This window comes from Caballeronia sp. LZ028 (assembly GCF_031451415.1).
Classification (GTDB): Bacteria; Pseudomonadota; Gammaproteobacteria; order Burkholderiales; family Burkholderiaceae; genus Caballeronia; species Caballeronia zhejiangensis.
In genome coordinates, this window is the sequence record NZ_JARUXN010000001.1 from 1,083,052 (window position 1) to 1,107,040 (window position 23,989).

At 63.7% G+C, this 23,989-nt stretch carries 21 protein-coding genes; 6 read left to right on the forward strand and 15 right to left on the reverse strand.

Translation table 11 applies throughout. The annotated features are described in order from the left end of the window. Window positions 1-6: 6 nt before the first annotated feature. The gene (ribBA, locus tag QCE58_RS05095) at window positions 7-1,170 is read right to left on the reverse strand and encodes a bifunctional 3,4-dihydroxy-2-butanone-4-phosphate synthase/GTP cyclohydrolase II (protein ID WP_033536677.1); all 1,164 of its coding nucleotides are present in this window, start codon (window positions 1,168-1,170) and stop codon (window positions 7-9) included. A gap of 187 nt (window positions 1,171-1,357) precedes the next feature. Here ribBA and QCE58_RS05100 point away from each other — a divergent pair, with 187 nt between their 5' ends. Continuing rightward, window positions 1,358-1,714 (forward strand): type II toxin-antitoxin system Phd/YefM family antitoxin, encoded by a 357-nt coding sequence (locus tag QCE58_RS05100; protein ID WP_409014093.1) that lies wholly within the window; start codon window positions 1,358-1,360, stop codon window positions 1,712-1,714. Next, window positions 1,707-2,111, forward strand: coding sequence for a hypothetical protein (locus QCE58_RS05105; RefSeq protein WP_250520999.1), 405 nt, complete (start codon window positions 1,707-1,709; stop codon window positions 2,109-2,111). The genes QCE58_RS05100 and QCE58_RS05105 overlap by 8 nt, the downstream gene beginning before the upstream one ends. Window positions 2,112-2,130: 19 nt before the next feature. On the opposite strand, the gene QCE58_RS05110 is transcribed toward QCE58_RS05105, so the two are convergent. From QCE58_RS05110 to QCE58_RS05125, 4 genes are all read right to left on the reverse strand, one after another. Further along, window positions 2,131-2,745: a riboflavin synthase gene (locus tag QCE58_RS05110; RefSeq protein WP_175981801.1), complete on the reverse strand. Its 615-nt coding sequence runs from the start codon at window positions 2,743-2,745 to the stop codon at window positions 2,131-2,133. A gap of 28 nt (window positions 2,746-2,773) precedes the next feature. Next, window positions 2,774-3,886, reverse strand: coding sequence for a bifunctional diaminohydroxyphosphoribosylaminopyrimidine deaminase/5-amino-6-(5-phosphoribosylamino)uracil reductase RibD (gene ribD / locus QCE58_RS05115; protein ID WP_034471322.1), 1,113 nt, complete (start codon window positions 3,884-3,886; stop codon window positions 2,774-2,776). 18 nt (window positions 3,887-3,904) lie between these two features. Then, entirely contained in the window at window positions 3,905-5,188 is a 1,284-nt protein-coding gene (gene hemL, locus QCE58_RS05120; RefSeq protein WP_008350851.1) for a glutamate-1-semialdehyde 2,1-aminomutase, read from the reverse strand. 154 nt (window positions 5,189-5,342) lie between these two features. Next, window positions 5,343-5,795, reverse strand: a complete 453-nt coding sequence (locus QCE58_RS05125; RefSeq protein WP_250456524.1) for a hypothetical protein — start codon at window positions 5,793-5,795, stop codon at window positions 5,343-5,345. 146 nt (window positions 5,796-5,941) lie between these two features. On the opposite strand from QCE58_RS05125, the gene QCE58_RS05130 reads away from it, so the two are divergent. Then, window positions 5,942-7,153 (forward strand): Bcr/CflA family multidrug efflux MFS transporter, encoded by a 1,212-nt coding sequence (locus QCE58_RS05130; RefSeq protein ID WP_309779264.1) that lies wholly within the window; start codon window positions 5,942-5,944, stop codon window positions 7,151-7,153. A gap of 428 nt (window positions 7,154-7,581) precedes the next feature. Here the strand turns inward: QCE58_RS05130 and QCE58_RS05135 are convergent, their stop codons facing one another. From QCE58_RS05135 to QCE58_RS05160, 6 genes are all read right to left on the reverse strand, one after another. Beyond that, on the reverse strand, window positions 7,582-7,788 hold the full coding sequence (locus tag QCE58_RS05135) for a hypothetical protein (protein ID WP_250439375.1): 207 nt from the start codon (window positions 7,786-7,788) through the stop codon (window positions 7,582-7,584). A gap of 89 nt (window positions 7,789-7,877) precedes the next feature. Continuing rightward, complete coding sequence (locus QCE58_RS05140; RefSeq protein WP_244807816.1) at window positions 7,878-9,989, reverse strand: prolyl oligopeptidase family protein; 2,112 nt, start codon at window positions 9,987-9,989, stop codon at window positions 7,878-7,880. A gap of 106 nt (window positions 9,990-10,095) precedes the next feature. Continuing rightward, window positions 10,096-11,214 carry an ABC transporter ATP-binding protein gene (locus QCE58_RS05145; protein WP_008350840.1) on the reverse strand — a complete coding sequence of 373 codons (1,119 nt, stop codon included), beginning with the start codon at window positions 11,212-11,214 and terminating at the stop codon, window positions 10,096-10,098. A gap of 30 nt (window positions 11,215-11,244) precedes the next feature. Continuing rightward, the gene (locus QCE58_RS05150; protein ID WP_008350838.1) at window positions 11,245-12,102 is read right to left on the reverse strand and encodes a carbohydrate ABC transporter permease; all 858 of its coding nucleotides are present in this window, start codon (window positions 12,100-12,102) and stop codon (window positions 11,245-11,247) included. After that, window positions 12,092-12,949, reverse strand: coding sequence for a carbohydrate ABC transporter permease (locus tag QCE58_RS05155; RefSeq protein WP_235366287.1), 858 nt, complete (start codon window positions 12,947-12,949; stop codon window positions 12,092-12,094). Before QCE58_RS05155 ends, QCE58_RS05150 begins: the two co-directional genes overlap by 11 nt. A gap of 255 nt (window positions 12,950-13,204) precedes the next feature. Beyond that, a complete protein-coding gene (locus QCE58_RS05160; protein WP_008350833.1) occupies window positions 13,205-14,458 on the reverse strand; it encodes an ABC transporter substrate-binding protein in 1,254 nt (417 codons plus the stop codon). A gap of 586 nt (window positions 14,459-15,044) precedes the next feature. On the opposite strand from QCE58_RS05160, the gene zwf reads away from it, so the two are divergent. The 3 genes from zwf to QCE58_RS05175 all read left to right on the forward strand — a co-directional run bounded on the left by zwf (window position 15,045) and on the right by QCE58_RS05175 (window position 19,235). Continuing rightward, window positions 15,045-16,505: a glucose-6-phosphate dehydrogenase gene (zwf, locus tag QCE58_RS05165; RefSeq protein ID WP_008350831.1), complete on the forward strand. Its 1,461-nt coding sequence runs from the start codon at window positions 15,045-15,047 to the stop codon at window positions 16,503-16,505. A gap of 128 nt (window positions 16,506-16,633) precedes the next feature. Then, window positions 16,634-17,344 carry a 6-phosphogluconolactonase gene (gene pgl / locus QCE58_RS05170; RefSeq protein ID WP_175981807.1) on the forward strand — a complete coding sequence of 237 codons (711 nt, stop codon included), beginning with the start codon at window positions 16,634-16,636 and terminating at the stop codon, window positions 17,342-17,344. Then, window positions 17,325-19,235, forward strand: a complete 1,911-nt coding sequence (locus QCE58_RS05175; protein ID WP_033536676.1) for a bifunctional transcriptional regulator/glucokinase — start codon at window positions 17,325-17,327, stop codon at window positions 19,233-19,235. The genes pgl and QCE58_RS05175 overlap by 20 nt, the downstream gene beginning before the upstream one ends. Window positions 19,236-19,313: 78 nt before the next feature. Here QCE58_RS05175 and QCE58_RS05180 read toward each other — a convergent pair whose 3' ends face one another. The 4 genes from QCE58_RS05180 to QCE58_RS05195 form a co-directional block, all read right to left on the reverse strand. Then, entirely contained in the window at window positions 19,314-20,423 is a 1,110-nt protein-coding gene (locus tag QCE58_RS05180) for a porin (protein WP_250521000.1), read from the reverse strand. 333 nt (window positions 20,424-20,756) lie between these two features. Further along, window positions 20,757-21,905, reverse strand: a complete 1,149-nt coding sequence (locus QCE58_RS05185; protein WP_008350822.1) for a porin — start codon at window positions 21,903-21,905, stop codon at window positions 20,757-20,759. A 550-nt stretch (window positions 21,906-22,455) separates the two neighbouring features. Next, the gene (locus QCE58_RS05190; protein WP_008350821.1) at window positions 22,456-23,235 is read right to left on the reverse strand and encodes an ABC transporter ATP-binding protein; all 780 of its coding nucleotides are present in this window, start codon (window positions 23,233-23,235) and stop codon (window positions 22,456-22,458) included. Window positions 23,236-23,260: 25 nt separating this feature from the next. Then, on the reverse strand, window positions 23,261-23,974 hold the full coding sequence (locus tag QCE58_RS05195; protein ID WP_008350819.1) for an ABC transporter permease: 714 nt from the start codon (window positions 23,972-23,974) through the stop codon (window positions 23,261-23,263). Between the last annotated feature and the right edge of the window lie 15 nt (window positions 23,975-23,989).

Sequence of the window (23,989 nt, forward strand, 5' to 3'; positions counted from 1 at the left end):
TGGCGTTCAGGCCGAGCGCAACTGCGTGATGCTCGTATCGGCGGGCGCGGCGGTGGCGGGGCAGCCGGGCATCGGCACGAAGCCTGTCACTTCCAGGCCGTAGCCCGACATGCTGCCGAGCTTGCGCGGATTCGCGAGCACTTCCATCTTGCCGACGCCGATATCGCGCAGAATTTGCGCGCCGATGCCGTAGGTCTTGAAGTCGATCGGGCGGCGCTTGAGTTCCGCCGCCTTGTCCTTCTGGTCGAACGCGCGGAACACGTCGACGAGATGTTCCTTCGTGTCGCCGCAATTGAGCATGACGATCGCGCCGAGATCGCGCGCGGCGATTTCCTTCATCGCGGCGTCGATGGTCCAAGAGTGCGTCGACGAGTCGATTTCGAGCAGATCCAGCACGGAGAGCGGTTCGTGCACGCGCACCGGCGTGTCGCGATCCGGACGCGGCGTGCCGCGCACGAGCGCGATGTGCGGCGAACCGGTGGGCTCGTCGCGATACAGCAGCGCGCGGAACGGACCGTGCGCGGTCTGCATCGTCCGCTCGCAGACTTTCTCGATGATCGATTCGGTGCGGCTGCGGTAGTGGATCAGATCGGCGATGGTGCCGATCATGATGCCGTGCTGCTGGCCGAACTCGATGAGGTCGGGCAGACGCGCCATTTCGCCGTCGTCCTTGATGATCTCGCAGATCACCGCGGCGGGCGTGAGACCCGCGAGCGCGGTCAGGTCGCAGCCGGCTTCCGTATGGCCCGCACGCACGAGCACGCCGCCCGGCTGCGCCATGATCGGGAAGACGTGGCCCGGCTGAACGATGTGCTCGGCGCGCGCATCGTGCGCGACGGCCGCGGCGATGGTTTTCGCGCGGTCGGCGGCCGAGATGCCGGTCGTCACGCCCTCGGCGGCTTCGATGCTCACCGTGAACGCCGTGCCGTACTGCGTGCCGTTGCGATGCGTCATGAGCGGCAGGTTCAACTGCTTGCAGCGTTCCTGCGTGAGCGTGAGGCAAATGAGGCCGCGGCCGTGCTTCGCCATGAAGTTGATCGCTTCGGGCGTGACGAATTCGGCGGCGACGACGAGATCGCCTTCATTCTCGCGGTCTTCTTCGTCGACGAGGATCACCATCCGGCCGGCTTTCAGTTCAGCGATGATCTCAGGAGTGGAGGCGAGCGACATGATGACGTCCCGAGCGGGCTCTGATTTGGGGAAAGCGCGTATTTTACGCCACGGCTGGTGGAGCGTCGGGGAAATCGACTCTCTTCGAGAGGTGGAGGTTTCCTAAGCCATTCGGACGAATGGCGCGACGGGCAAGCGTTTGGGAAACTGTCCTCACTGTAACTTTAAAGCGGATGGATTTTGTACAATGTTGTGTACATTAAACTTAATGGGGCCGAACATGGCTTATAGGGCAAGGGACATCATTCCGCTCTCTCAGGCGCGTGCAAATCTCTCTGAACTCGTCGACGAGGTTCGCGGCGGCAATGAAAAGATCATCACGAAGAACGGAGAAAGCTATGCCGCGTTGATCAGCGCGGAAAAGCTCGAAGCGTTCTACCGCATGGAGAGGTCCCGCATTCATCTGGTCCTGCTGAACGACGCGTTGACCGCTCTGAAGAGCCTCGACAAGAACGAAACGGAAGATGCCGACGAGTACTTCATCCGTCTGAAAGCGCGTCTGGGAGCGCCGCAAACCGATGACGGAGAGTCGGACCGTGAATGATGAACGCAAGCGCACGACCATCCGAATCTCGAGCGAATTCAATGCCCGACTCACGGATATCGAGCGCTACTGGAACCGCGTTGACCGGCCTGAAAGCTTCCTTCGGCTAGTCGAGGCGATCGAAAAGAAGGTCGTGCCGGTGCTTCGGCGCTTTCCGGCTCTTGGACGACGCCTTCTCAATTCGAAGCCGGATACGGTCGATGCTTTGCTGACGATCGAGGAGATCGTGGACGTCACGAAGTCGGGCGCGCCTCATCAAGGCGAGCTACACGAACATCTGTTCGATGACTACGTGCTGCTCTATCTGTTGTCCGGTGACACGATCACTTTCTTGTCGCTCCGGCGCATGAAAGAGACTTCCTCCGAATTCAGGGATCTGTGGGGTCCGGAGCGCTAGGTCAGGACAACGCGAGCATTCACCCCGCACTCATCATCCGCTCCACATACCGCGCGATCAGATCGATCTCCAGATTGACCTTCGCGCCTTTGGCAAGCGCCTTGAGCGTCGTCACTTCGACGGTATGCGGAATCAGATTGATGGAAAACTCGCAGCCGTCGGCGCTGTCGCTGACGGAATTCACCGTGAGGCTCACCCCGTTCACCGTCACCGAGCCCTTGTAAGCCAGGTACTTGCCGATATCCTTCGGCGCCACGATGCGCAATTCGTGCGATTCGCCCACCGGCTCGAACTTCGACACGACGCCCAGCCCATCGACGTGACCGGATACGAGGTGCCCGCCAAGCCGGTCGTGCGCGCGCAACGCCTTTTCCAGATTCACGCCGGCGCCCGCATCGCCGAGTCCGACGGTCTTGTTGAGACTCTCGCGCGACACTTCGACGTCGAACGTGCCGGCCGATTTCTCGACAACCGTCATGCACGCGCCCTGAATCGCGATGCTGTCGCCGAGCTCGACGTCGGCGAGATCGAGATCGCCCGCGGCGACCGTCAGACGCACGCCCGCTTCCGGCTCGGCACCGAGCGGCGTGACTTTTTCGATTCGGCCCACGGCCGCGACAATTCCTGTGAACATCGGTCGGATTCCTCGATTCGGTGCTGGGTCAGCTCGCCACGTTGGCTTCGGCAAAACGCGCAAGTATGCGCAGATCGTCGCCGAGCCGGTCGATGCGATGAAATTTCAGATGCGGCCGCGCATCCAGCGTGTCGGGCGGCGCGAAGTCGAACATGCCGGGCGCGCTGCCGAGCAGGCTCGGCGCGAGATAGATCAGCAGTTCGTCGACGCAGCCTTCGCGCAGCAGCGAGCCGTTCAGCTTGTGGCCCGCTTCGACATGCAATTCGTTGATTCCGCGATCGGCGAGCGCCGTGAGCATCGCGGGCAGATCGACCTTGCCGTACTCGTTCGACAGCTCGATCAGATCCGCGCCTTTCTCGCGCAACGCGTCGATGCGCGCCGGATCGGCGTCGGCGGAATGGAAAATCCAGGGCGGCGCGCCGTCGAGGATGCGCGCGTGCATCGGCACGTCCAGCCGGCTGTCGATCAGCACGCGTTGCGGCTGGCGCGGCGTGTCGACCGCGCGCACGGTCAGTTGCGGATCGTCCTCGCGCACCGTGCCGATTCCCGTGAGAATCGCGCAGGCGCGGGCGCGCCACGCGTGGCCGTCGGCGCGCGCGTCTTCGCCCGTGATCCACTGACTCTCGCCCGTCGGCAAACCGGTACGGCCGTCCAGCGTGGCCGCGACCTTCATTCGCACCCACGGACGGCGGCGCGTCATACGCGACACGAAGCCGATGTTCATCTCGTGCGCCTCGTTCGCGAGCAGTCCGCAACGCACGTCGATGCCGGCGTCGCGCAGCATCGTCAAGCCGCGGCCGGACACCGACGGGTTCGGATCTTCCATCGCGGCGATTACTTTCTCGACGCGCGCATCGATGAGCGCATGCGCGCACGGCGGCGTGCGGCCGAAGTGACTGCACGGTTCCAGCGACACATACGCGGTCGCGCCGCGCGGATCCTTGCCGCGCGAACGGGCGTCCTTCAGCGCCTGCACTTCGGCGTGATCCTGGCCGGCCGGCTGCGTGTAGCCCATGCCGATCACTTCGCCGTTCTTGACGAGCACGCAGCCGACGCGCGGATTCGGCGTCGTCGTGTACATGCCCTTCGAGGCGAGCGCGAGCGCGCGCTCCATGTGCGTGAAGTCGGTTTGCGAGAACATCGGCGCGGCCCGGAAACGTCAGGCGGCGAGCGACGCGAATGCGCCGCGCGCCGCGTCGATCGTCGCGTCGATGATCGCGTCGTCGTGCGCGCTCGACACGAAGCCCGCTTCGAACGCGGACGGCGCGAAGTACACACCGGCATCGAGCATCGCGTGAAAGAACGCATTGAAGCGCCTCGTGTCGCCTTGCTGGATTTGCGCGAAGCTGCCCGGCACGCTGTCCATGAAATACAGGCCGAACATGCCGCCGATCGAATCGGCGGAGAAGGGCACCTTCGCGTCGCGGGCGGCGCCGGTGAGGCCGTCGACGAGCTTGCGCGTCTGCTTGGCGAGATCGTCGTAGAAACCGGGACGCTGGATCAGTTGCAGCGTCTTCAGGCCCGCGGCCACCGCGATCGGATTGCCCGACAGCGTGCCCGCCTGATAGACGCCGCCGAGCGGCGCGAGATGAGCCATGATGTCGCGGCGTCCACCGAACGCGGCCGCCGGCATGCCGCCGCCGATGACCTTGCCGAGACAGGTGAGATCGGGCTTGATGCCGTAGACCTGCTGCGCGCCGCCGAGCGCCACGCGAAAGCCGCACATGACTTCGTCGAAGATCAGCACGGAGCCGTATTCGTTGCAGCGTTCGCGCAGCGCGTTGAGAAACTCGGGCGTCGCGCGCACGAGATTCATGTTGCCCGCGACCGGCTCGACGATCACCGACGCGATTTCCGGCCCGAATGCCTTGAACGCCTCGTTCAATTGCTCGACGTTGTTGTACTCGAGCACGGTCGTGTGCTTCGCGATGTCGGCGGGCACGCCGGCGGAAGTGGGATTCCCGAACGTGAGCAGACCGGAGCCGGCTTTGACGAGCAGGCTGTCCGCGTGCCCGTGATAGCAACCTTCGAACTTGACGATGCGGCTGCGGTTCGTGAAGCCGCGCGCGAGGCGCAATGCGCTCATCGTCGCTTCGGTGCCGGATGACACCATCCGCACCTGTTCGATCGACGGCACGAGCTTGCAGATTTCCTCGGCGATTTCGATTTCGGCTTCGGTCGGCGCGCCGAACGAGAAGCCGTTCGCGAGCACGCGTTGTACGGCGCCGAGCACTTCCGGATGGACATGGCCGAGAATCATCGGGCCCCACGAGCCGATGTAGTCGATATAGCGCTTGCCATCCGCATCCCAGAAATACGCGCCTTCTGCGCGCTCGATGAAGCGCGGCGTGCCGCCGACCGAGCGGAACGCCCGCACCGGCGAGTTCACGCCGCCGGGAATGGTTCGCTGCGCGCGTTCGAAGAGAGCTTGATTCTTGGACATGGATGGAAGCCTGCACTGAAAAGTGGATGCGGGAGTCGCGAGGACACGCGCCCGGCTGCCGCTGCAACGTCTGCACGGCGCGCGAAACGCGCCGTCCGGCGCGAAAAACGATGCTGAAATTGTACCGGAGTCGTTGCAATGCAACCGTGTCCGGCTAGGGTCGCATCGAGCGCCGTCCGGTGCGTGCGGTCCACAGTTTTTCCAGCGCGCCCTCGGCGATCGGCTTGATGAGCGTGCCGGACATCTGCGCGTCCCACGTCTGCACGGAGAACGGATGCGCGCGCAATTCGTCGCGCGTGACGACGACCTGCTCGCGCGCATCGACGAGCCAGTCATAAACGAAGTCGATGCACAGCCGATAGCCGCGCTTGGCTCCGGCATCCGGCACTTCGTACGGCGCGCGCGTCACCCAGCCCGACGCGAACACGCCCCTGGGTTCCTCCGACACGCGATGCACGAAGACCCGGTCGCCCGGCAAGAGTCCGCGCGCGGTGCCGCAGCCCCATACGTCGGCGACGGCATCGCCTGCGGCGACGCGCCGCGCGAACTCGGGCAAGTCGGGCCACGGCCATTTCTTTGGGCTCCAGATCAGCAGAAAGGCGGTCATGGGTTCGGTCGGACGAGAAGAGAGCGATGAGCTTAACGCAGCGTCGCGACCGGGGCCGGATCGCGGCAAGGGCTCGCGTACAATGTTTGCTCCTTGCGCGGTAAGGATGCCGCGCGGCCTCAACGCTTCCCCGTCTCCCGAACTCCATGTCCGACACCACCCGGCGCCGGCCCGATGGCCGTTTGATCCTTCTGCTCGGCGCGCTCGCCGCGTGCGGCCCGCTGTCGATCGACATGTATCTGCCGAGCCTGCCGTCGCTCGCCGCCGCGTTCGGCACGAGCCCGGCCGCCGCGCAAAGCACGCTGACGAGCTTCATGTTCGGCTTCTCGTTCGGCATGCTGCTCTACGGTCCGATGTCCGACGCCTATGGCCGCCGCCCCGTCCTGCTCGGCGGCATCGCGCTGTACGCGCTCGCGAGCATCGGCTGCGCGGCGGCGTTTTCCATCGACGCGCTCGTCTTCGTGCGCTTCCTGCAGGCGCTCGGCGCGGGCGCGGCGTCGGTGCTCGCGCGCGCGATCGCCCGCGACGCCCACGCGCCGACCGACGCGGCACGCGTCCTGTCGATGCTGTCCATCGTCACGTCGATCGGACCGTTGCTCGCGCCGCTGATCGGCGGGCAATTGCTGCTGCTGGGCAGCTGGCGCGTCGTGTTCGTCGCGCTGACGCTCTTCGGCGTGACATGCGCGGTGACGGCGTATCTGCGCGTGCCGGAGACATGGCCTAAGGAAAGGCGCGCGAGCGCGGCGGTCGGCAAATCGTTCGCCGCTTACGGGCATCTGCTGACCGATCCCGTCACCTGGGGCCACATGATGTGCGGCGGCATGGCTTTCGCGTCGATGTTCGCCTACATCACCGCCACGCCGTTCGTCTATATCGATTACTTCCACGTCAGGCCGCAGTATTACGGGCTGCTGTTCGGCCTGAACATCGTCGGCATCATCGCGGGGAATGTGCTCAACACGAAGTTCGTCGGCCGCGTCGGCGCGATGATGATGATTTCGGCTGCATCGTTCGTGAGCGTCGCGGCGGCGCTCGCGGTCGCGTTCGTGGCGCTGACGGGCTTGGGCGGCCTGTGGTCGATCGTCGTGACGCTGTTCTTCGTGGTCGGCGTGGTCGGACTGCTGTCGGCCAATTGCACGACCGAGCTGATGCATCGGTATCCGCACAACGCGGGCGCGGCCGCCGCGGTTTTCGGCGCGATGCAGCTCGCGCTCGGCGCGCTCGCAAGTCTCGCCGTCGGCTTGTTTCACGATGTTTCGCCGCATGGAATGGGCATCGTGATAGGCGTGTGCGGCGTGCTGACATTCGCCGGGCGCACGCTGGTGCTGCGCTCGCACGCGGCGCCCGTGAAGGTCTGAACGGCGCGCAGAAACAAAAAAGCCTCGCTATGTGGCGAGGCTCAACATTTGATGCTCGTTTTTGCGGTCTCGAATCAGATGTGCCTGGGTCAAAGGTGCTTCCTGGGTCGATCGCAGTTGTTTGTCGATTCGGTAACTTACTGGGTCAAAGTTGTTTACCGGCTCGCTTCGGTCGCAGGGGCAATAGGCATGTTCTCCAGATGAGCGATCAGTGGTGCCTGGGTCAAAGGTGCTTCCTGATCGGGTTCGTGTCGATTCGGTTATTCCTCGTTGCCGTTTCAGCCTTGTCGACGAAGCTGGACTGCATCAAGGAATGAGACGAGTGTAGGCCGTCGTCGAACGACGACATATCGAAGGAATTCGAATCGGTGGGCAAGGCCGCGTGACGGCCGAAACGCGCTGTTGCGCGCCGTGAAACCGATGTTCGCCTAAACCGCGCGCGTGATCGTCGGCATGGGCGGCGCGAGACGAATGCCGCGCGCCGCGAGCGCGGACAGCGTGGCCTCGTTGACATCGGAGATCACGCAGAGCGCGACGATCTCATGCAGGTTCGACGTGACGAAGGCGCGTTCGCCGGCGGCGGCGAACGCATCGGGGTCGAGCGTGAAGCGTGTCGGCGGGATCGGTATCGGCATGACTCGGGAAGCGCATTCGAAGGGTCCAGATCCTGCAGAATGCGTTCGCGCTTCTCGATAGGCATCGACTGAAACGTCCCCGCGTGCTGCTATTCGAGCGGGCCGATCGTTGCCGCGAGAAACGTGAAGGCCGCGGCTTCCGCCTGCGCGACTGCTCCGGGTTCGACGCCCGCGCCGTGCCCGCCGTCGCCGGTCTCCTGATACCAGACGTCGGCGTGGCCTTGCGCCTGCATCTTCGCGGCCATCTTGCGCGCGTGGCCGGGATGCACGCGGTCGTCGCTCGTCGATGACGTGAACAGCGCCGGCGGATACGTCACGTCGGCCTTCACGTTCTGATACGGCGAATACGCCATCAGATGATGAAGATCGCCGGCGTCGTCGGGATCGCCGTATTCGTCGATCCACGATGCGCCTTGCAGCAGCAAGTGAAAGCGCGCCATATCGAGCAGCGGCACTTCGGACAGCACGGCGCCGAAAAGCTCGGGCCGTTGGACCATGCACGCGCCGGTGAGCAGGCCGCCGTTGCTGCCGCCCCGAATGGCGAGCTTCTTCGGCGTCGTGACGCCGCCATCGACGAGCGCTTGCGCCACCGCGGTGAAATCATCGAACGAAATTTGACGGTTCTCGCGCAATGCCGCCTGATGCCACGCCGGGCCGAACTCGCCGCCGCCACGGATATTCGCGACCGCGTACAGCCCGCCGCGTTCGAGCCACGCGATGCCCGTGGTTGCGTCGTAGCCGGGGTCGAGCGCGACTTCGAAGCCGCCGTAGCCGTAGAGCAGGCAAGGGCGCGGTTCGGCGGTGGTCTCGATGTCTCTTCCGATCAGCCAGTAAGGAATGCGCTCCCCGTCCGGCGCGATCGCGTGGCGGCGCACGGCGGCGAGACCGGTTGCGTCGAATTGCGCGGGAAGGCGCGCGAGCAGTCGCCAGGGCGCGTCGCTGGCGAGATCGGCGTGATAGAGCGACGGCGGCAACAGAAAATGCTCGACGTGGATGAGCACGGTGTCGTCGCGTTCGCTGTCGATCGAATCGACCCATGACTGGCTCGCTTCCGGCAGCGCGAATTCGCGCGCCTGCCATGCGTCATCGGGATTCGCGTCCGGGCGCAGCAGCGTGACGCGCGGCGTGCCGTCATCCATCTGCGAAACGATGAGGAACTGCTTCGTGAAGTCGATGCCCGCGAGGACGAGGCGTTCCGACGGCGTGAAAAGCGCCGTGAACCGGCGCGAGCCGGCGAGAAACGCGTCGCGGCGGATGACGGTCAGCGTGCCGGGCGCGTAGCGGCGCCCGCCCGCGTTCCAGAACTTGCGCGGCGTGACGAAGAGCCAGCCGTTCCAGTGCTCGATTTCCGCGTGCGACGGCAGATCGTACTGGCGCCATTCGTTGGCGGTTTCGTCGAGCCAGTAGTTGAGCGTGTCGTAGAACGTGACCGCGCGCGACGCGAGATGCAGCTTCTCGATCGGATCGTAGTCCACGCCCGCCGACACGTCGCGCCGATTGCCTTCGAACACGACGGGCGCATCCGCGAGCGGCGTGCCGCGCTTCCAGCGACGCGCCTGCCGTGGAAATCCGGATGTCGTCAGCGCGGGGCTCGGGTTCGTCTTGCTGTCGTCCCAGCCGACGTACACGGTGTCGCGATCGATCCACGAGATGTCGTGCTTGCCGACATCGGGCAATGCGAAGCCATCCGCGACGAACGTTTTCGACGCGATCTCGAACTCGCGCACCATGCACGCGTCCGAGCCGCCCGGCGACAGGCTCACGAGCGCGCGATCGTAGTCGGGATAGAGCATGTCGAAGTCGGCGAGGGCCCAGCGTGTGTCGCCCACCGCGTCGGTGTTCAGGTCGAGCGCGTCGACGTCGAGGATCGTTTCCCATGCGGGCTTGCCTTCGAGCCACGCAGACCACGGCGTGCGGCGTACGATGCCGAGCGGATGCGCGTCGTCCTGCCATGTGTTGTAGCCCCAATCGCCATAGCGCGAACAGGCGACGATGCGGTCTTTCGACGTGTACGCCTTTTCGAGCCGGCCGGCGAGGGCGCGCGCGTCGGGCGTGTTGCCGAACGCGGCTTCGGTGCGGCGGTTCTGGGCGTCGATCCACGACTGCACGCGGGCGTCGTCGAGCGCTTCGAGGCCGATGAAGGGATCGGGGCCGTCGGAGGGCGGCCAGGCGAGTTCGGGATTCTGATCGAGGATGGTCATGCGGAATCGGAGCTTCGAAAGGCAAAACGCCGATTGTGCCTGTTATGGCGGCGCAATGAAAAAGCCGCGCATCAGCGCGGCTTTCAACTTCAACGACCAGGCAGACTCAAGCCAGCCGCTCTTCCGTCTGCGGATCGAACAGCACGGCCTTCGACACATCGAACAGCAGGGTCATGTTCGTCATCGGCTGCGGATTGCTCGCAGGGTGCACGCGCGACACGACGCGCTTGCCGTTCACCTGCGCGAACACGAGCGTGTCCGGGCCGGTCGGCTCGATCACGTCGACGCGCACGTCGACCGGCTGCAGGCTCGCATCCGACACATCGTGCGCGCTGCGCGAATCGGTGATGCGCTCCGGGCGCAGGCCCAGAATCACATCCTGCCCGACCTTGCTGCGCAAACGACCCGCATCGAACGGCAGATTCAGCACCTTCTGCGTGACGCCCGTATCGAGTTGCAAACCGACGCCCGAACCCGACTCGACGAGCTTGCCCGTGATGAAGTTCATCGGCGGCGCGCCGATAAAGCCCGCGACGAACAGATTCGACGGCGAATCGTAAATCTCCTGCGGCGCGCCGAACTGCTGCACGATGCCGTCCTTCATCACCGCGATGCGATCGCCGAGCGTCATCGCTTCGATCTGATCGTGCGTCACGTAGACGATCGTCGTGCCGAGGCGCTGATGCAAGAGCTTGATCTCCGAACGCATTTCGATGCGCAGCTTCGCGTCGAGGTTCGAAAGCGGCTCGTCGAACAGGAACATCACCGGATCGCGTGCGAGGGCGCGGCCCATCGCGACGCGCTGACGCTGCCCGCCCGACAGTTGCCCCGGCTTGCGATCGAGCAGATGACCGATCTGCAGCGTCTCCGACACGCGATCGACGATCTTCTTCTGCTCGTCCTTCGGCACCTTGCGAATGTTGAGACCGAACGAGATGTTGTCGCGCACGCTCATCGAAGGGTAGAGCGCGTAGGACTGGAACACCATCGCGATATCGCGGTCCTTCGGCGAGAGGTCGTTGACCGTCTTGCCGTCGATCATGATGTCGCCACGGGTCACGGTCTCCAGACCCGCGATCATGTTCAGCAGGGTCGACTTGCCGCAGCCCGAGCCGCCGACGAGGATCAGGAACTGACCGTCCTCGATATCGATATTGACGCCCTTGAGAACCGGCACCCCGTTCGGGTAGGTCTTGTACACGTCACGGATGGAAAGGCTTGCCATGTGAATCCTCTATCTCTCGATACTGCTCGTTTAACCCTTCACCGCGCCGGCCGTCAGCCCGCGCACGAAATAACGTCCCGCGATCATGTAGACGAGGATCGTCGGCAATGCGGCGATGATCGCGCCGGCCATGTCGACGTTGTATTCCTTCACGCCCGTCGATGTGTTCACGAGGTTGTTCAGCGCCACCGTGATCGGCATGGAATCCACGCCCGAAAACACGATACCGAACAGGAAATCGTTCCAGATCTGCGTGAATTGCCAGATCAGGCACACCATGAAGATCGGCAGCGACACCGGCAGCAGAATCTTCGTGAAAATGGTGAAGAAACCCGCGCCGTCGATGCGCGCCGCCTTCACGAGCTCGGCCGGAATGCTCACGTAGAAGTTGCGGAAGAACATCGTCGTGAACGCGATGCCGTAGATCACGTGTACGAGCACGAGGCCGGTCGTCGTGTTCGAAAGGCCGAGAAAGCCCTGCAGACGCGCCATCGGAAGAAGGATCGCCTGGAAGGGGATGAAGCAGCCGACGAGCAGCATCGTGAAGATGGCGTCCGCGCCGCGGAAGCGCCAGTGCGTGAGCACGTAGCCGTTGAACGCGCCGATGAACGACGAGATCAGCACGGCGGGGATCACCATGCGGACCGAGTTCATGAAGAACGGCTCCATGCCGTCGCAGCGCACGCCGGTACACGCTTCCTGCCACGCTTTGACCCACGGCGCGAACGTGAAGTGCGTCGGCGGCGTGAGCAGATTGCCCGTGCGAAGCTGGTCGAGATCCTTGAACGACGTCGACAGCATCACGTAGATCGGGAACAGGAAGTAGAGCGCGAAAAGTATGAGCACCGCGTAGATGACGGCGCGGCTCAGGGTCATCTTAGGCTGCATTGCGGGTGCTCCTCGATTCGAGATACATGAGCGGCACGAGCACGGCGACGACGGTGGCGAGCATCATCATCGACGATGCGGCGCCCACGCCCAGTTGCCCGCGATTGAACGAGAACGTGTACATGAAGATTGCCGGCAGCGACGACGACGTGCCCGGACCGCCCGCCGTCAACGCGACGACGAGGTCGAAGGTCTTGATCGTGATGTGGCAGAGGATCAGCAGCACGGAGAAGAACACCGGGCGCATGCTCGGAATCACGATCTTGCGGTAGATGGTCGGCAGCGTCGCGCCATCGACTTGCGCGGCCTTGAAAATTTCGCCGTCGACGCCGCGCAGACCGGCGAGGAAGAGGGCCATCACGAAGCCCGTCGATTGCCACACCGCGGCGATCACGACGCAGAAAATCGCCTTGTCCGGGTCGCCGAGCCAGTTGAACGAGAAACTCGTCCAGCCCCAGTCATGAAACACTTTCTCCAGACCGAGGCCGGGGTTCAGAATCCACTGCCACGCGGTGCCGGTCACGATGAACGAAAGCGCCATCGGATAGAGGAAGACCGCGCGCAATGCACCTTCGTTGCGGATCTTCTGGTCGAGAAGGATCGCAAGGAAAAGGCCGAGGAACACGCAAATCCCGATGAACGGAATGCCGAACCAGCCGAGGTTGGCGGCGGAAGTCCACCAGACGTCGTTGGCGAAAAGCTGTTTGTAGCGGTCGAAGCCCGCGAAATCGTAGCGCGGCATGAGCCGCGATTCGGAAAGCGACAGATACCCGGTAATGGCGATGAAGCCGTACACGAAAACGAGCGCGATCACGACGCTGGGAGCGAGCACCAGCTTCGGAATCATGCGATCGGCGAGCGCCGCCGTCGGTGACGCGCGACGGGGCGGGTTTTGCGGTTTCTTGTCCGCGGCGATGGAGGCAGTCACGACTCGACTCCTGGAAGATGCGCCGGCGCTTTTCGTGCGTTTAGGTGCACTGACTGGCGCTTCTGTGGCGAATGCCTGCTGGCGCTGAAATGTTGCGACGTTACAGATGCAGTCCTGCTCTGTCTTGCCCCGCCCGGCGCATGCCTTTCGCACACGCGCCGGGCGGATGCGGCCTTACTTCGTCTTGGCGGCGTTCGCGAGTGCGGCAACCGCGCTCTTCGAATCCTGCGACGAATTCATGAACTTCGTCACGACGTCGGTCATCGCGCCGGCGACGGCATCGCCCTGAGCCATGCCGTGCGCGAGCGACGGAACATAGCCGCCCGATTTGATCGCCGTCTGTTCATCAGCGTAGGACTTCTTCGCGCAGTCGTCGAACTTATCCATCGGGACGCCGAGACGCACCGGGATCGACCCCTTGTTCAGACTGAACTGCTCCTGGAATTCCGGCGTCATGATGGTCTTCGCGAGCGCGAGCTGGCCCGGCGTCGCGGCCTTCTGGCCCTTCTGCTGGAAGAACACGAACGAGTCGACGTTGAACGTGTAGGCCTTCTCCGTGCCCGGCACCGGCGCGCACACGTAGTCCGTGCCCGCCTTCTTGCCGGCGCCGGCGAATTCGCCCTTCGCCCAGTCGCCCATGAACTGCATGCCGGCCTTGCCGTTGATGACCATCGCGGTCGCGAGGTTCCAGTCGCGGCCCGTGCGGCCGCTATCGAAGTAGCCCTGGATCTTGCGGACCGTATCGAACACCTGAACCATCTTGTCCGAGGTCAAGGTCTTCTGATCGAGATCGACGATCGCCTTCTTGTAGAAGTCCGCGCCCTGCGACAGCACGACGTCTTCCCACAGCGTCAGGTCCTGCCACGGCTGGCCGCCCATCGCGATCGGCATGATGCCCGCGGCCTTCATCTTGTCGGCGACCTGGAAGAACTCGTTCCAGTTGGTCGGGACCTTGCCGCCCGCCTTGTCGAGCGCGGCCTTGTTGATGTACAGCCAGTTCACGCGATGCACCGAGAAGGGCGCGGCGACGTAGTGGCCGTCGGCGTGGATGATCTTGTCGATTTCCGGCGGCAGGTTCTTTTTCCAGTCGCCCGCGACGGAATCGATCGGCACGAGGACGCCTTGCTCGGCCCATTCCTGGATCAGCGGACCCTTGATCTGCGCCGCCGACGGCGCGTTGCCCGAGATGACCTGCGTCTTCAGCGCGGTCATCGCGGCCGCGCCCGCACCGCCCGCGACAGCGAAGTCCTTCCAGGTGTAACCCTGCTTCGTCATGTCGTCCTTGAGCACGCCGACAGCCTTGGATTCGCCGCCGGACGTCCACCAGTGCAACACGGAAACGGCCTCGGCAGCCTGAACCGCCGACGCCGTCGCGCCGCACAGAAGACCTGCGGCGCACAGCGCGCCCATGAGCTTACGGACTTTCATTGTTTATCTCCTCCAGACACCTGACAAGAAACGATTGGCTCCCGATGCAGCCAGAAGCATGGCTAAGAAGCGGTGGTCGAAAAAACGGCAAAACTGGATGGCCGGGAATCGGCGGTGTCGGCGGGGATGCGGCAGGCGCGAGTCACGACGGACGCGACGTGCCGGGCCGGCAGACCGATAGTCGGCCGCACGGCGCTCAAGAGATGAGTGGGTTGAATCGCAACGGCTGTCTCCTCTTTTGATTTTTACCCGTTCGTTCGAGCGTTGCCCCGAAAGACGCACTCGACGGCGAGGCGCGAGGCCTGAACGATCGTGAGCCGCAAGGGGCGCTTTCCGTGGAAAGCGGCGCGCCGCGCGCTCCGTTAACATGCGCTCAGAACGATCATCTGTAAAAAAGCTCGTCACCAGACTTGTCTGATTGACTTTGGCAATTTTCTGTAGATGACATTTCCTCTTGATTTGGATTGTAGTTAAACTACAATTCAGTGTCAAAAAAAATTTTATCGGACTACGCTGTCATCCGTAGTCACCCGGGCGACTCGCCCCGATTCGACTCACATCCGCTCTCGAACCCACGTAGAGACTCATGCAAAGCGACTCGAACTTCACCTTCGTACTCTTCGGCGGCACCGGCGACCTCTCCATGCGCAAGATTCTTCCCGCGCTCTTCGAGGCGCATCGCGCGGGCATGCTCAATCCGGCGGGCAGAATCGTCTCGGTCGCGCGCGAGGCCAAGCAGCAAGAGGAATACCGCGCGTGGGTCGAGGATCACGTGAAGCCGCATGTAGCGAAGAACGGCATCGATGAAGCCGCGTGGCAGAGCTTCATCGAGCGCTTCGAGTACGTCGGGCTGGACCTGGGACGTCCGGAGGACTTCGTCGTCTTGCGCGACGCGCTCGCCCGGTTCGACGGCACGCGCGTCTTCTATCTGGCGACGGGGCCGTCGCTGTTCGTGCCGATCTGCCGGGCGCTGGCCGATGTCGGCCTGAACCAGAACGCGCGCATCGTGCTCGAAAAGCCGCTCGGCTACGACCTGAAGTCGTCGAACGCGATCAACGACGCCGTCGGCGAAATCTTCCAGGAAGAGCAGATCTATCGGATCGATCACTATCTCGGCAAGGAGCCGGTGCAGAACCTGCTCGCGCTGCGCTTCGGCAACGCGCTTTTCGAGCCGCTGTGGCGGCGGGAATGGGTCGAGAGCATCCAGATCACGATCGCCGAGGAACTGGGCGTGGAAGCGCGCGGCGACTTCTACGACAATACGGGCGCGCTGCGCGACATGGTGCAGAACCACTTGCTCCAGTTGCTTTCCATCGTGACGATGGAGCCGCCGCACTCGATGGACTCCGACTCCGTGCGCGACGAGAAACTGCGCGTGCTGCGCGCGCTCAAGCCCATCGACGAGCGCGACATCAGCCGCGTCGCGGTGCGCGGGCAATATCATGCGGGTGTGATCCGCGGTACGGCGGTGCCCGCGTACGTGACCGAGCCGGGCGTGCGCCCCGACAGCACGACGGAAACTTTCGTCGCGCTGAAGGTGGAGATCGAGAATTGGCGTTGGGCGGGCGTGCCGTTTTTCCTGCGCACCGGCAAGCGGCTCGCGGATCGCGTCGCGGAGATCGTCGTGAATTTCCGCGCGGTGCCGCATTCGGCGCTCGGCGCGAACGCATTGCGCGCGGGCGCGAACCGTCTCGTGATCCGGTTGCAGCCGAACGAGTCGATTCGTCTCTACTGCCTGGCGAAGCAGCCGGGCGAGGGCATGAACCTCGCGAGCGTACATCTGGATCTCGCGTTCGATCAGTTCTTCAAGGAAGGACAGATGGAGGCGTATCAGCGGCTTCTGCTCGATGTGATTCACGGCCGCCTCGCGCTTTTCGTGCGGCGCGACGAGCAGGAAGCGGCGTGGCGCTGGGTCGAGCCGATCCTGAACGCGTGGGCATCGGCGACCAGCAAGCCGAAGCCGTATGCGGCGGGCACGTGGGGACCGGCGGCATCGAGCGCGATGCTCGCGCAGGCGGGCACGTGCTGGCTGGAAGAAGAGAATTGAGGGAGTGACGCCGACGCAGCCCGCAAGAGGCGCGCGGCGCGCACGAAGATTCAGGACACCGCTTCGCCCGTCATTGCGACGGCGCGAACAGAAAGCGGATCGATAAACCAGAACAAGCAGGAGGAGCAGTGATCGAGCTTCATACTTTCGACGATCCGCGCGCCCATTCGAACGCGCTGGCGAAAGCCGTGAGCGACGCGCTGAAAGCGTCCCTCGCGGCAAGAGGCGCGGCATCGGCCGATGCCGCCGGACAAACCGCTCACGCCACGCTGGCGGTCTCGGGCGGCACGAGTCCGAAACCGTTCTTGCAGTCGCTCTCGCGCGAGCCGCTCGACTGGGCGCACATCGACGTGACGCTCGTCGACGACCGCTGGGTGCCCGAAACCGATTCCGCGAGCAACGCGCAGCTCGTGCGCGACACGCTGCTGCAGAACGCGGCGGCGTCGGCGTATTTCCTGCCGCTCGTCGATACGGCCAAGCCGCTCGAGGCGCACATCGCCGAACTGAACGCCGATCCGCGCCGCCGTCTGCCGGACGTGGCCGTGCTCGGCATGGGCGAGGACGGCCACACGGCCTCGATTTTCGCCGACGCGCCCGAATGGGATTTCGCGATCTCCACGCCGGACCGGTTCATCGCCGTGCATCCGGGCGCGGCGCCGCATGCGCGCGTGAGCCTGTCGATGTCGGCGCTCAAGCAGATCGGGCAGTTGTATCTGTTCATCGCCGGGCAGAAGAAACTCGACGTCCTGAACGCGGCGCTCGCCGCGCCGCAAAAAAACGCCATCTCGACGCTGGCCCACGCTGAAGGAGTGAAGCTCGATGTCTACTGGTGTGCATAAGACAGCGGCTCAGCACGCCGACGGACCGCGGCTTCTGGCCGACATCGGCGGCACGAACGCGCGCTTCGCGCTGGAGACCGCAACCGGCGAGATCGGGCAGATCCGCGTGTATCCGGGGGCCGATTACCCCGGCATCGCGGAGGTGATGCAGCAGTATCTGAAGGACACGAAGGTCGGCCGCGTCAATCATGCGGCGATCGCGATCGCGAATCCGGTCGACGGCGATCACGTGAAGATGACCAATCACGACTGGAGCTTCTCGATCGAGGCGACGCGCCGCGCGCTCGGCTTCGACACGCTGCTCGTCGTGAACGACTTCACCGCGCTCGCGATGGCGCTGCCGGGCCTGACCGACGCCCAGCGCGAACAGGTCGGCGGCGGCTCGCGGCGGCAGAACAGCGTGATCGGTCTGCTCGGCCCCGGCACGGGTTTGGGCGTCTCCGGGCTGATTCCGGCGGACGATCGCTGGATCGCGCTCGGCAGCGAAGGCGGCCACGCGACGTTTTCGCCGTTCGACGAGAACGAAGACCTCGTCACCCGCTATGCGCGCCGCAAGTTTCCGCACGTCTCGTTCGAGCGCGTGTGCGCGGGGCAGGGGCTGGAGCTGATCTACCGGGCGTTCGCGGAGCGCGACAACGTCACGGTCGCCGACACCTTCACCGCCGCCGATGTCACGACGCGCGCGCTGCAAGGCGAGCCGCTCGCGCTCGAAACGGTGAACTGTTTCTGCGCGATCCTCGGCACGTTCGCGGGCAATATCGCGGTGACGCTGGGCGCGCTGGGCGGCATTTACATCGGCGGCGGCATCGTGCTGAAGCTCGGCGAGCTGTTCCACAAGTCGCCGTTTCGCGAGCGCTTCGAGTCGAAAGGGCGCTTCCAGCAGTATCTGTCGGGCATTCCGACGTACATCATCACGGCGGAATATCCGGCGTTTCTCGGCGTGTCGGCGATTTTGTCGGAACAGTTGTCGAATCGCGCGAACAGCGGTTCGTCGGCCGTGTTCGAACGCATCCGCCAGATGCGTGACGCGCTGACGCCCGCCGAGCGGCGCGTCGCCGATCTCGCGCTGAATCATCCGCGCTCGATCATCAACGATCCGATCATCGACATCGCGCGCAAGGCCGACGTCAGCCAGCCGACGGTAATCCGCTTTTGCCGCTCGCTCGGCTGCCAGGGCTTGTCCGACTTCAAGCTGAAGCTCGCGACCGGCTTGACCGGCACCATTCCGGTGAGCCACAGCCAGGTGCATCTCGGCGATACGGCCACGGACTTCGGCGCGAAGGTGCTCGACAACACCGTGTCGGCGATCCTGCAGTTGCGCGAGCATCTGAACTTCGAGAACGTCGAGCGCGCGATCGATATCCTCAACGGCGCGCGGCGCATCGAGTTCTACGGGCTCGGGAATTCGAATATCGTCGCGCAGGACGCGCACTACAAGTTCTTCCGCTTCGGCATTCCGACGATCGCGTACGGCGACCTGTACATGCAGGCGGCGTCCGCGGCGCTGCTCGGCAAGGGCGATGTGATCGTGGCGGTGTCGAAGTCGGGGCGCGCGCCGGAACTGCTGCGCGTGCTCGAAGTGGCGATGCAGCAAGGCGCGACGGTCATCGCTATTACGTCGAGCAACACGCCGCTCGCCAAGCGCGCGACGGTCGCGCTGGAGACGGATCACATCGAGATCCGCGAGTCGCAGCTTTCGATGATCTCGCGCATTCTGCACCTCGTCATCATCGACATTCTCGCGGTCGGCGTCGCGATTCGCCGTGCCGCGCCGAAGCCCGGCGCGAAGATCAGCGAGACGGTCGCGAAGGCGCGTCAGTCGAGCGACGATGACGCCGCCGCCGTGCTCGACTGGCTGAGCCACGGCGCATCGGGAATGGCGCGCGACTGAAGCGCTTTCGAAGCGCGATGAACGAAGGGCCGCCGATGCGAATCGGCGGCCCTTGGTCTTGCGGATCGAACCGGCGCGTCAGAACGAGTGCTGGATGCCCGCGTACACGCCCGACTGGCTGTGTCCGACGAGCGGGTTGTCCGTCGCCGCCGACGTGCCGTAGTTGTTGGCGTTCAGGCCGTAGTTCGCGGTGCTGCTGTTGCGCACCGTGGCGATCTGAATGTCGAACAGCGTGCGCTTCGAGATGTTGTACGAACCGCCGACCGAATAGATGGTCGCGTTGCCCGCGCCGTTGTTGCCGTTCACGTGATACACCGCGCCGATCAGCGCCGCTGCCGGCGTGGCTTGCCACGTCACGCCGCCCCATTCGTGATCGAGCGTGCTCGGCTGGCCGGGCAGCAGGTTCGTCATGCCGGACGTGCGGATCGCCTGATAGCCGCCCTGCAGCTTGAACTGGCCGAGGAACACGTTGAACATCGCCGTGTATTCGCGCGAGTAGGCGTAGGCACCGTTGCCCGTGCTGTAGTCACCGCCGAGCGTGCCGTTCGCCGGGTTGCGGATCTCGTCGTAGATGCCGCGCACCTGAAACAGCGGCGATGTGTAGGTGATCTGCGCACCGGCCTGACGGCCCTGCGGCGTGGTGCCGTTGCCATTCCAGTTGGTCGCGTTGGACAGCGCGTACTGGCCGTAGAAATCGAAGCCCGCGAACTTCGGCGACTGATACGAAATGTTGTTGCTCGACTGCGGCCAGTTGCGGCCACGCACCAGCGATGCCGACGACCAGTTCGACTGACCGAACGGATCGAAGTCCCATATGCCGTTCGAGATGAAGAGCTCACGGCCGAGCAGAACCGTACCGAACTGATCGTTGGCGATACCGACCGTCGCCCAGCGATTGAAGAGGTTGCCTTGCGCCTGGCCGTTCATCGCGTCGAAGCCGTTTTCCAGCCGGAAAACGGCGCGGTTGCCGCCGCCCAGGTCCTCGGCGCCCTTGATGCCCCACAGGCTCGTGCCCCAATCGCCGCTTTCGGCGCGAAAACGGTGCGTGCTGCCGCCGGCGCCGTCGGGCACGCCGCTCATGTATTCGAGTCCCGCGTCGATGCGGCCGTACAGCGTCACGCTGCTCTGTGCATGTGCCGCTGCGCTGAACGCCATGAGTGCTGCCGACGCGAGCAATACCTTCTTCATCATCCCCTCCAAAACGCTGTCAAAGAAAACATGTGCATGACGAGGCATCGCGATCACGCCGCGATCCGCGTCATTTCTCGAATTCGGAGGGATTGTGAAGTAGAACTACTTTGTCGGATGCCCGGTTTTGTAGTTTTAGTTGCCGAGTTGACAAATGTCGTGCGCGGGCAGGATACCGTCGGCATCGACGTTCGTTATGCCCGAGCTGCAAACGCCCGAAAGTCTCGCGATCCAATAAAAAACGGTGCGATACCCTTTCGGGCACCGCACCGATACGCGCCTCTCGCAGCAGCGTGAAAACCTTCTAAAAGACTTTTCTGTCAGACCCGTTGCTTAGAACGAGTGCTGGATACCTGCGTACACGCCCGTCTGGCTGTGGCCAGGGAACGGGTTGTCCGTCGAAGCAGCCGAGCCATAGTTGTTGGCGTTCAGACCGTAGTTCGCGGCCTTGCTGTTCTGCACCGTCGCAACCTGCAGGTCGAGCAGCGTGCGCTTGGACAGGTTGTACGAGCCGCCGACCGTGTAGATGGTCGCGTTACCCGCGCCGTTGTTGCCGTTGACGTGGTACACCGCCGCGATCAGCGCTGCTGCCGGCGTGGCTTGCCACGTCACGCCGCCCCATTCGTGATCGAGCGTGGTCGGCTGGCCGGGCAACTGGCCCGTCATGCCCGAGCTGCGGATTGCCTGATAAGCGCCCTGTACCTTGAACTGACCGAGGAACAGGTTGAACATCGCCGTGTACTCGCGCGAGTACGCATAGACGCCGTTGCCGCCCGAGCCGCCGTCGATCGGGTTGTACGCGCCGCCGAGCGTACCGTTTGCCGGGTTGCGGATTTCGTCGTACATACCGCGAATCTGGAAGAGGGGCGTCGTGTACGTGATGTACGCGCCCGCTTCGCGGCCTTGCGGCGTCGTGCCGTTACCGTTCCAGTTCGTCGCGTTCGAGAGCGAGTACTGACCGTAGAAGTCGAAGCCCGCGAACTTCGGCGACTGGTACGAAATGTTGTTGCTCGACTGCGGCCAGTTGCGGCCACGCACCAGCGATGCGGACGACCAGTTCGACTGACCGAACGGATCGAAGTCCCATACGCCGTTGGCGATGAAGAGTTCACGACCCAGCAACAGCGTACCGAACTGATTGTTCGCGATACCGACCGTCGCCCAGCGATTGAAGAGGCCGCCGCCGCCCGGGCCTTGACCCGTCATGGTGTTGAAGCTGCCTTCCAACTGGAACACGGCGCGATAGCCGCCGCCCAGATCTTCGACGCCCTTCAAACCCCACAAGCTCGTGCCCCAATCGCCGCTTTCCGCCTTGAAGCGGTGCGAAGAGCCGGTGGCGGGCGCGCCGGCCGGACCGGTCGGCACACCGTTCATGTATTCGAGCCCCGCGTCCAGGCGGCCATACAGCGTCACGCTGCTCTGAGCGTGCGCCCCCGCGCTGAACGCCAGCAGTGCTGCCGACGCGAGCAAAGCTTTCTTCATCATCTCCTCCAACCCTGTCAAGAAATAGAACCCAAGTGCTGCTGTGTGGTTCGATGCGAGCGCACCCAACCGAAAATGTTTTCAGAGGAAGGACACGCGCGGGCTGTAGTGCTAGTGACGATTCGCACGTCGTGGGCGCGAATCTGACCCCGATCCGTCGATCGGTGCCGTTCCTCAGTTTCTTTTGGACTTTTGAAGTAAAACTACTTTTTGTGTACTTCGTTTTGGTACTTTCGTTACCAATTTAACAAATTACGTTATGGTCGCCAAAGAAAAATGACGATCGCCGACCGTTTGTGTCAAAAATGCAATGCCCATGTGCTAGGCAGTCGACCCACAGGATGGGAAATACGCCGCAAAGCCTTATTCCATCAGGGCTTCAGCGGCATGTAAGTTTCGGGGTCAGGTTTGTCGCCTATTGACGCGCGCTCGCCGCGGCGCTAGGTCGAGGCAGGGCGCGAAAGAGGTCTAAAGCCTTGCGGCCGGGCGTAAAAAAAGCGCCTCACGGACGCTTTTTTTGGAGTGGAAGGCTGCTTCCGGCAGCGATCGCTTACTTCAGGCTGCCCGACAGAAACTGCTTCAGGCGCTCGCTCTTCGTGTTGCCGAACACGGCATCCGGATGGCCTTCTTCCTCGATGCGCCCCTGATGCAGAAACACCACATGGTTCGACACGTTGCGCGCGAACGCCATCTCGTGCGTGACGACGATCATCGTGCGGCCTTCCTCGGCGAGCGTCTGCATCACCTTCAGCACTTCGCCGACGAGCTCTGGATCGAGCGCGGAGGTCGGCTCGTCGAAGAGCATGACATCGGGATGCATCGCGAGCGCCCGCGCGATGGCCACGCGCTGCTGCTGTCCGCCCGACAGATGCGACGGGTACTGCTTCTCCACGCGCGGCGCGAGCCCGACTTTCTCCAGATAGGTACGCGCGCGCTCCTCCGCTTCTTTCCGCGAAAGTCCGAGCACGTTGACGGGCGCCTCGATCACGTTCTCCAGCACGTTCATGTGCGACCAGAGATTGAAGTGCTGGAAGACCATCGACAGTTTCGAGCGAACCTGCCGCAATTGCTGCGCGTCCGCCGCCTTCAGCGCGCCGGTCTTGTCCTTCATCGTGCGGACTTCTTTCCCGTCGACGAAGATGCGCCCCTGATTCGGCTGTTCGAGAAAGTTGATACAGCGCAGCATCGTGCTCTTGCCCGAGCCCGACGACCCGATGATGCTGATGACGTCGCCGGCCTTCGCCTTCAGCGACACGCCCTTGAGAACTTCGTTGCTGCCGTACTGCTTGTGAATGTCATCGACGAAAAGCTTGTGCTGCTGGGAAATCATGAACGGTCCTTGAGCGGCGGTGAACTTATTTGCCTTGCGGCCGCAAATAAGCGAGCCAGCGATGCTCGGCGCGGCGGAACAGCCACACGAGCGCGAACGAAATGCAGAGGTAGAGCAGGGCGGCGAGGCCGAACGCCTCGAACGACTGATACGTCGCCGAGTTGACATCGCGCGCGATCTTGAGGATGTCCGGCACGGTCGCCGTGAACGCGACGGTGGTCGCGTGCAGCATCAGAATGACTTCGTTGCTGTAGTAAGGCAGCGCGCGCCGCAACGCCGACGGAAGAATCACGCGCCGATACAGCGTGAAGCTCGACATGCCATACGCGCGCGCGGCTTCGATTTCGCCGTAGGGCGTCGCCTTGATCGCGCCGGCGAAAATCTCGGTGGTGTAGGCGCACGTATTCAGCGTGAACGCGAGCAGCGTGCAGTTCATCCCGCTTCTGAAGAACTCGGAAAGCAGCATGTGATCGCGCACGACCTGGAGGCTATACAGGCCCGTGTAGCAGAGCAGCAATTGCACATAGAGCGGCGTGCCGCGAAACACGTAGGTATAGAGCCACACCGAACGCGAGAGCAGCTTGTTCTTCGACACCCGCGCGACCGCGAGCGGCACCGAAAGACAAAAGCCGAGGCCGATGGAGATGACGAGCAGCCACATCGTGATCGCGAGACCGGTGATGCGGTAGCCGTCGGTGAAGAGGTAATTCTTCCAGTATTCCTGGATGATTTCGATCATGATCCCTGCCGCCCT

Bases quoted from the DNA above. Each gene is read 5' to 3' on its own strand.
- ribBA (WP_033536677.1), bottom strand. From the start codon at position 1,170: ATGTCGCTCGCCTCCACTCCTGAGATCATCGCTGAACTGAAAGCCGGC.
- QCE58_RS05100 (WP_409014093.1), top strand. From the start codon at position 1,358: ATGTTGTGTACATTAAACTTAATGGGGCCGAACATGGCTTATAGGGCA.
- QCE58_RS05110 (WP_175981801.1), bottom strand. From the start codon at position 2,745: ATGTTCACAGGAATTGTCGCGGCCGTGGGCCGAATCGAAAAAGTCACG.
- ribD (WP_034471322.1), bottom strand. From the start codon at position 3,886: ATGTTCTCGCAAACCGACTTCACGCACATGGAGCGCGCGCTCGCGCTC.
- hemL (WP_008350851.1), bottom strand. From the start codon at position 5,188: ATGTCCAAGAATCAAGCTCTCTTCGAACGCGCGCAGCGAACCATTCCC.
- QCE58_RS05125 (WP_250456524.1), bottom strand. From the start codon at position 5,795: ATGACCGCCTTTCTGCTGATCTGGAGCCCAAAGAAATGGCCGTGGCCC.
- QCE58_RS05130 (WP_309779264.1), top strand. From the start codon at position 5,942: ATGTCCGACACCACCCGGCGCCGGCCCGATGGCCGTTTGATCCTTCTG.
- QCE58_RS05135 (WP_250439375.1), bottom strand. From the start codon at position 7,788: ATGCCGATACCGATCCCGCCGACACGCTTCACGCTCGACCCCGATGCG.
- QCE58_RS05140 (WP_244807816.1), bottom strand. From the start codon at position 9,989: ATGACCATCCTCGATCAGAATCCCGAACTCGCCTGGCCGCCCTCCGAC.
- QCE58_RS05145 (WP_008350840.1), bottom strand. From the start codon at position 11,214: ATGGCAAGCCTTTCCATCCGTGACGTGTACAAGACCTACCCGAACGGG.
- QCE58_RS05150 (WP_008350838.1), bottom strand. From the start codon at position 12,102: ATGCAGCCTAAGATGACCCTGAGCCGCGCCGTCATCTACGCGGTGCTC.
- QCE58_RS05155 (WP_235366287.1), bottom strand. From the start codon at position 12,949: ATGATTCCGAAGCTGGTGCTCGCTCCCAGCGTCGTGATCGCGCTCGTT.
- QCE58_RS05160 (WP_008350833.1), bottom strand. From the start codon at position 14,458: ATGAAAGTCCGTAAGCTCATGGGCGCGCTGTGCGCCGCAGGTCTTCTG.
- zwf (WP_008350831.1), top strand. From the start codon at position 15,045: ATGCAAAGCGACTCGAACTTCACCTTCGTACTCTTCGGCGGCACCGGC.
- QCE58_RS05175 (WP_033536676.1), top strand. From the start codon at position 17,325: ATGTCTACTGGTGTGCATAAGACAGCGGCTCAGCACGCCGACGGACCG.
- QCE58_RS05180 (WP_250521000.1), bottom strand. From the start codon at position 20,423: ATGAAGAAGGTATTGCTCGCGTCGGCAGCACTCATGGCGTTCAGCGCA.
- QCE58_RS05185 (WP_008350822.1), bottom strand. From the start codon at position 21,905: ATGAAGAAAGCTTTGCTCGCGTCGGCAGCACTGCTGGCGTTCAGCGCG.
- QCE58_RS05190 (WP_008350821.1), bottom strand. From the start codon at position 23,235: ATGATTTCCCAGCAGCACAAGCTTTTCGTCGATGACATTCACAAGCAG.
- QCE58_RS05195 (WP_008350819.1), bottom strand. From the start codon at position 23,974: ATGATCGAAATCATCCAGGAATACTGGAAGAATTACCTCTTCACCGAC.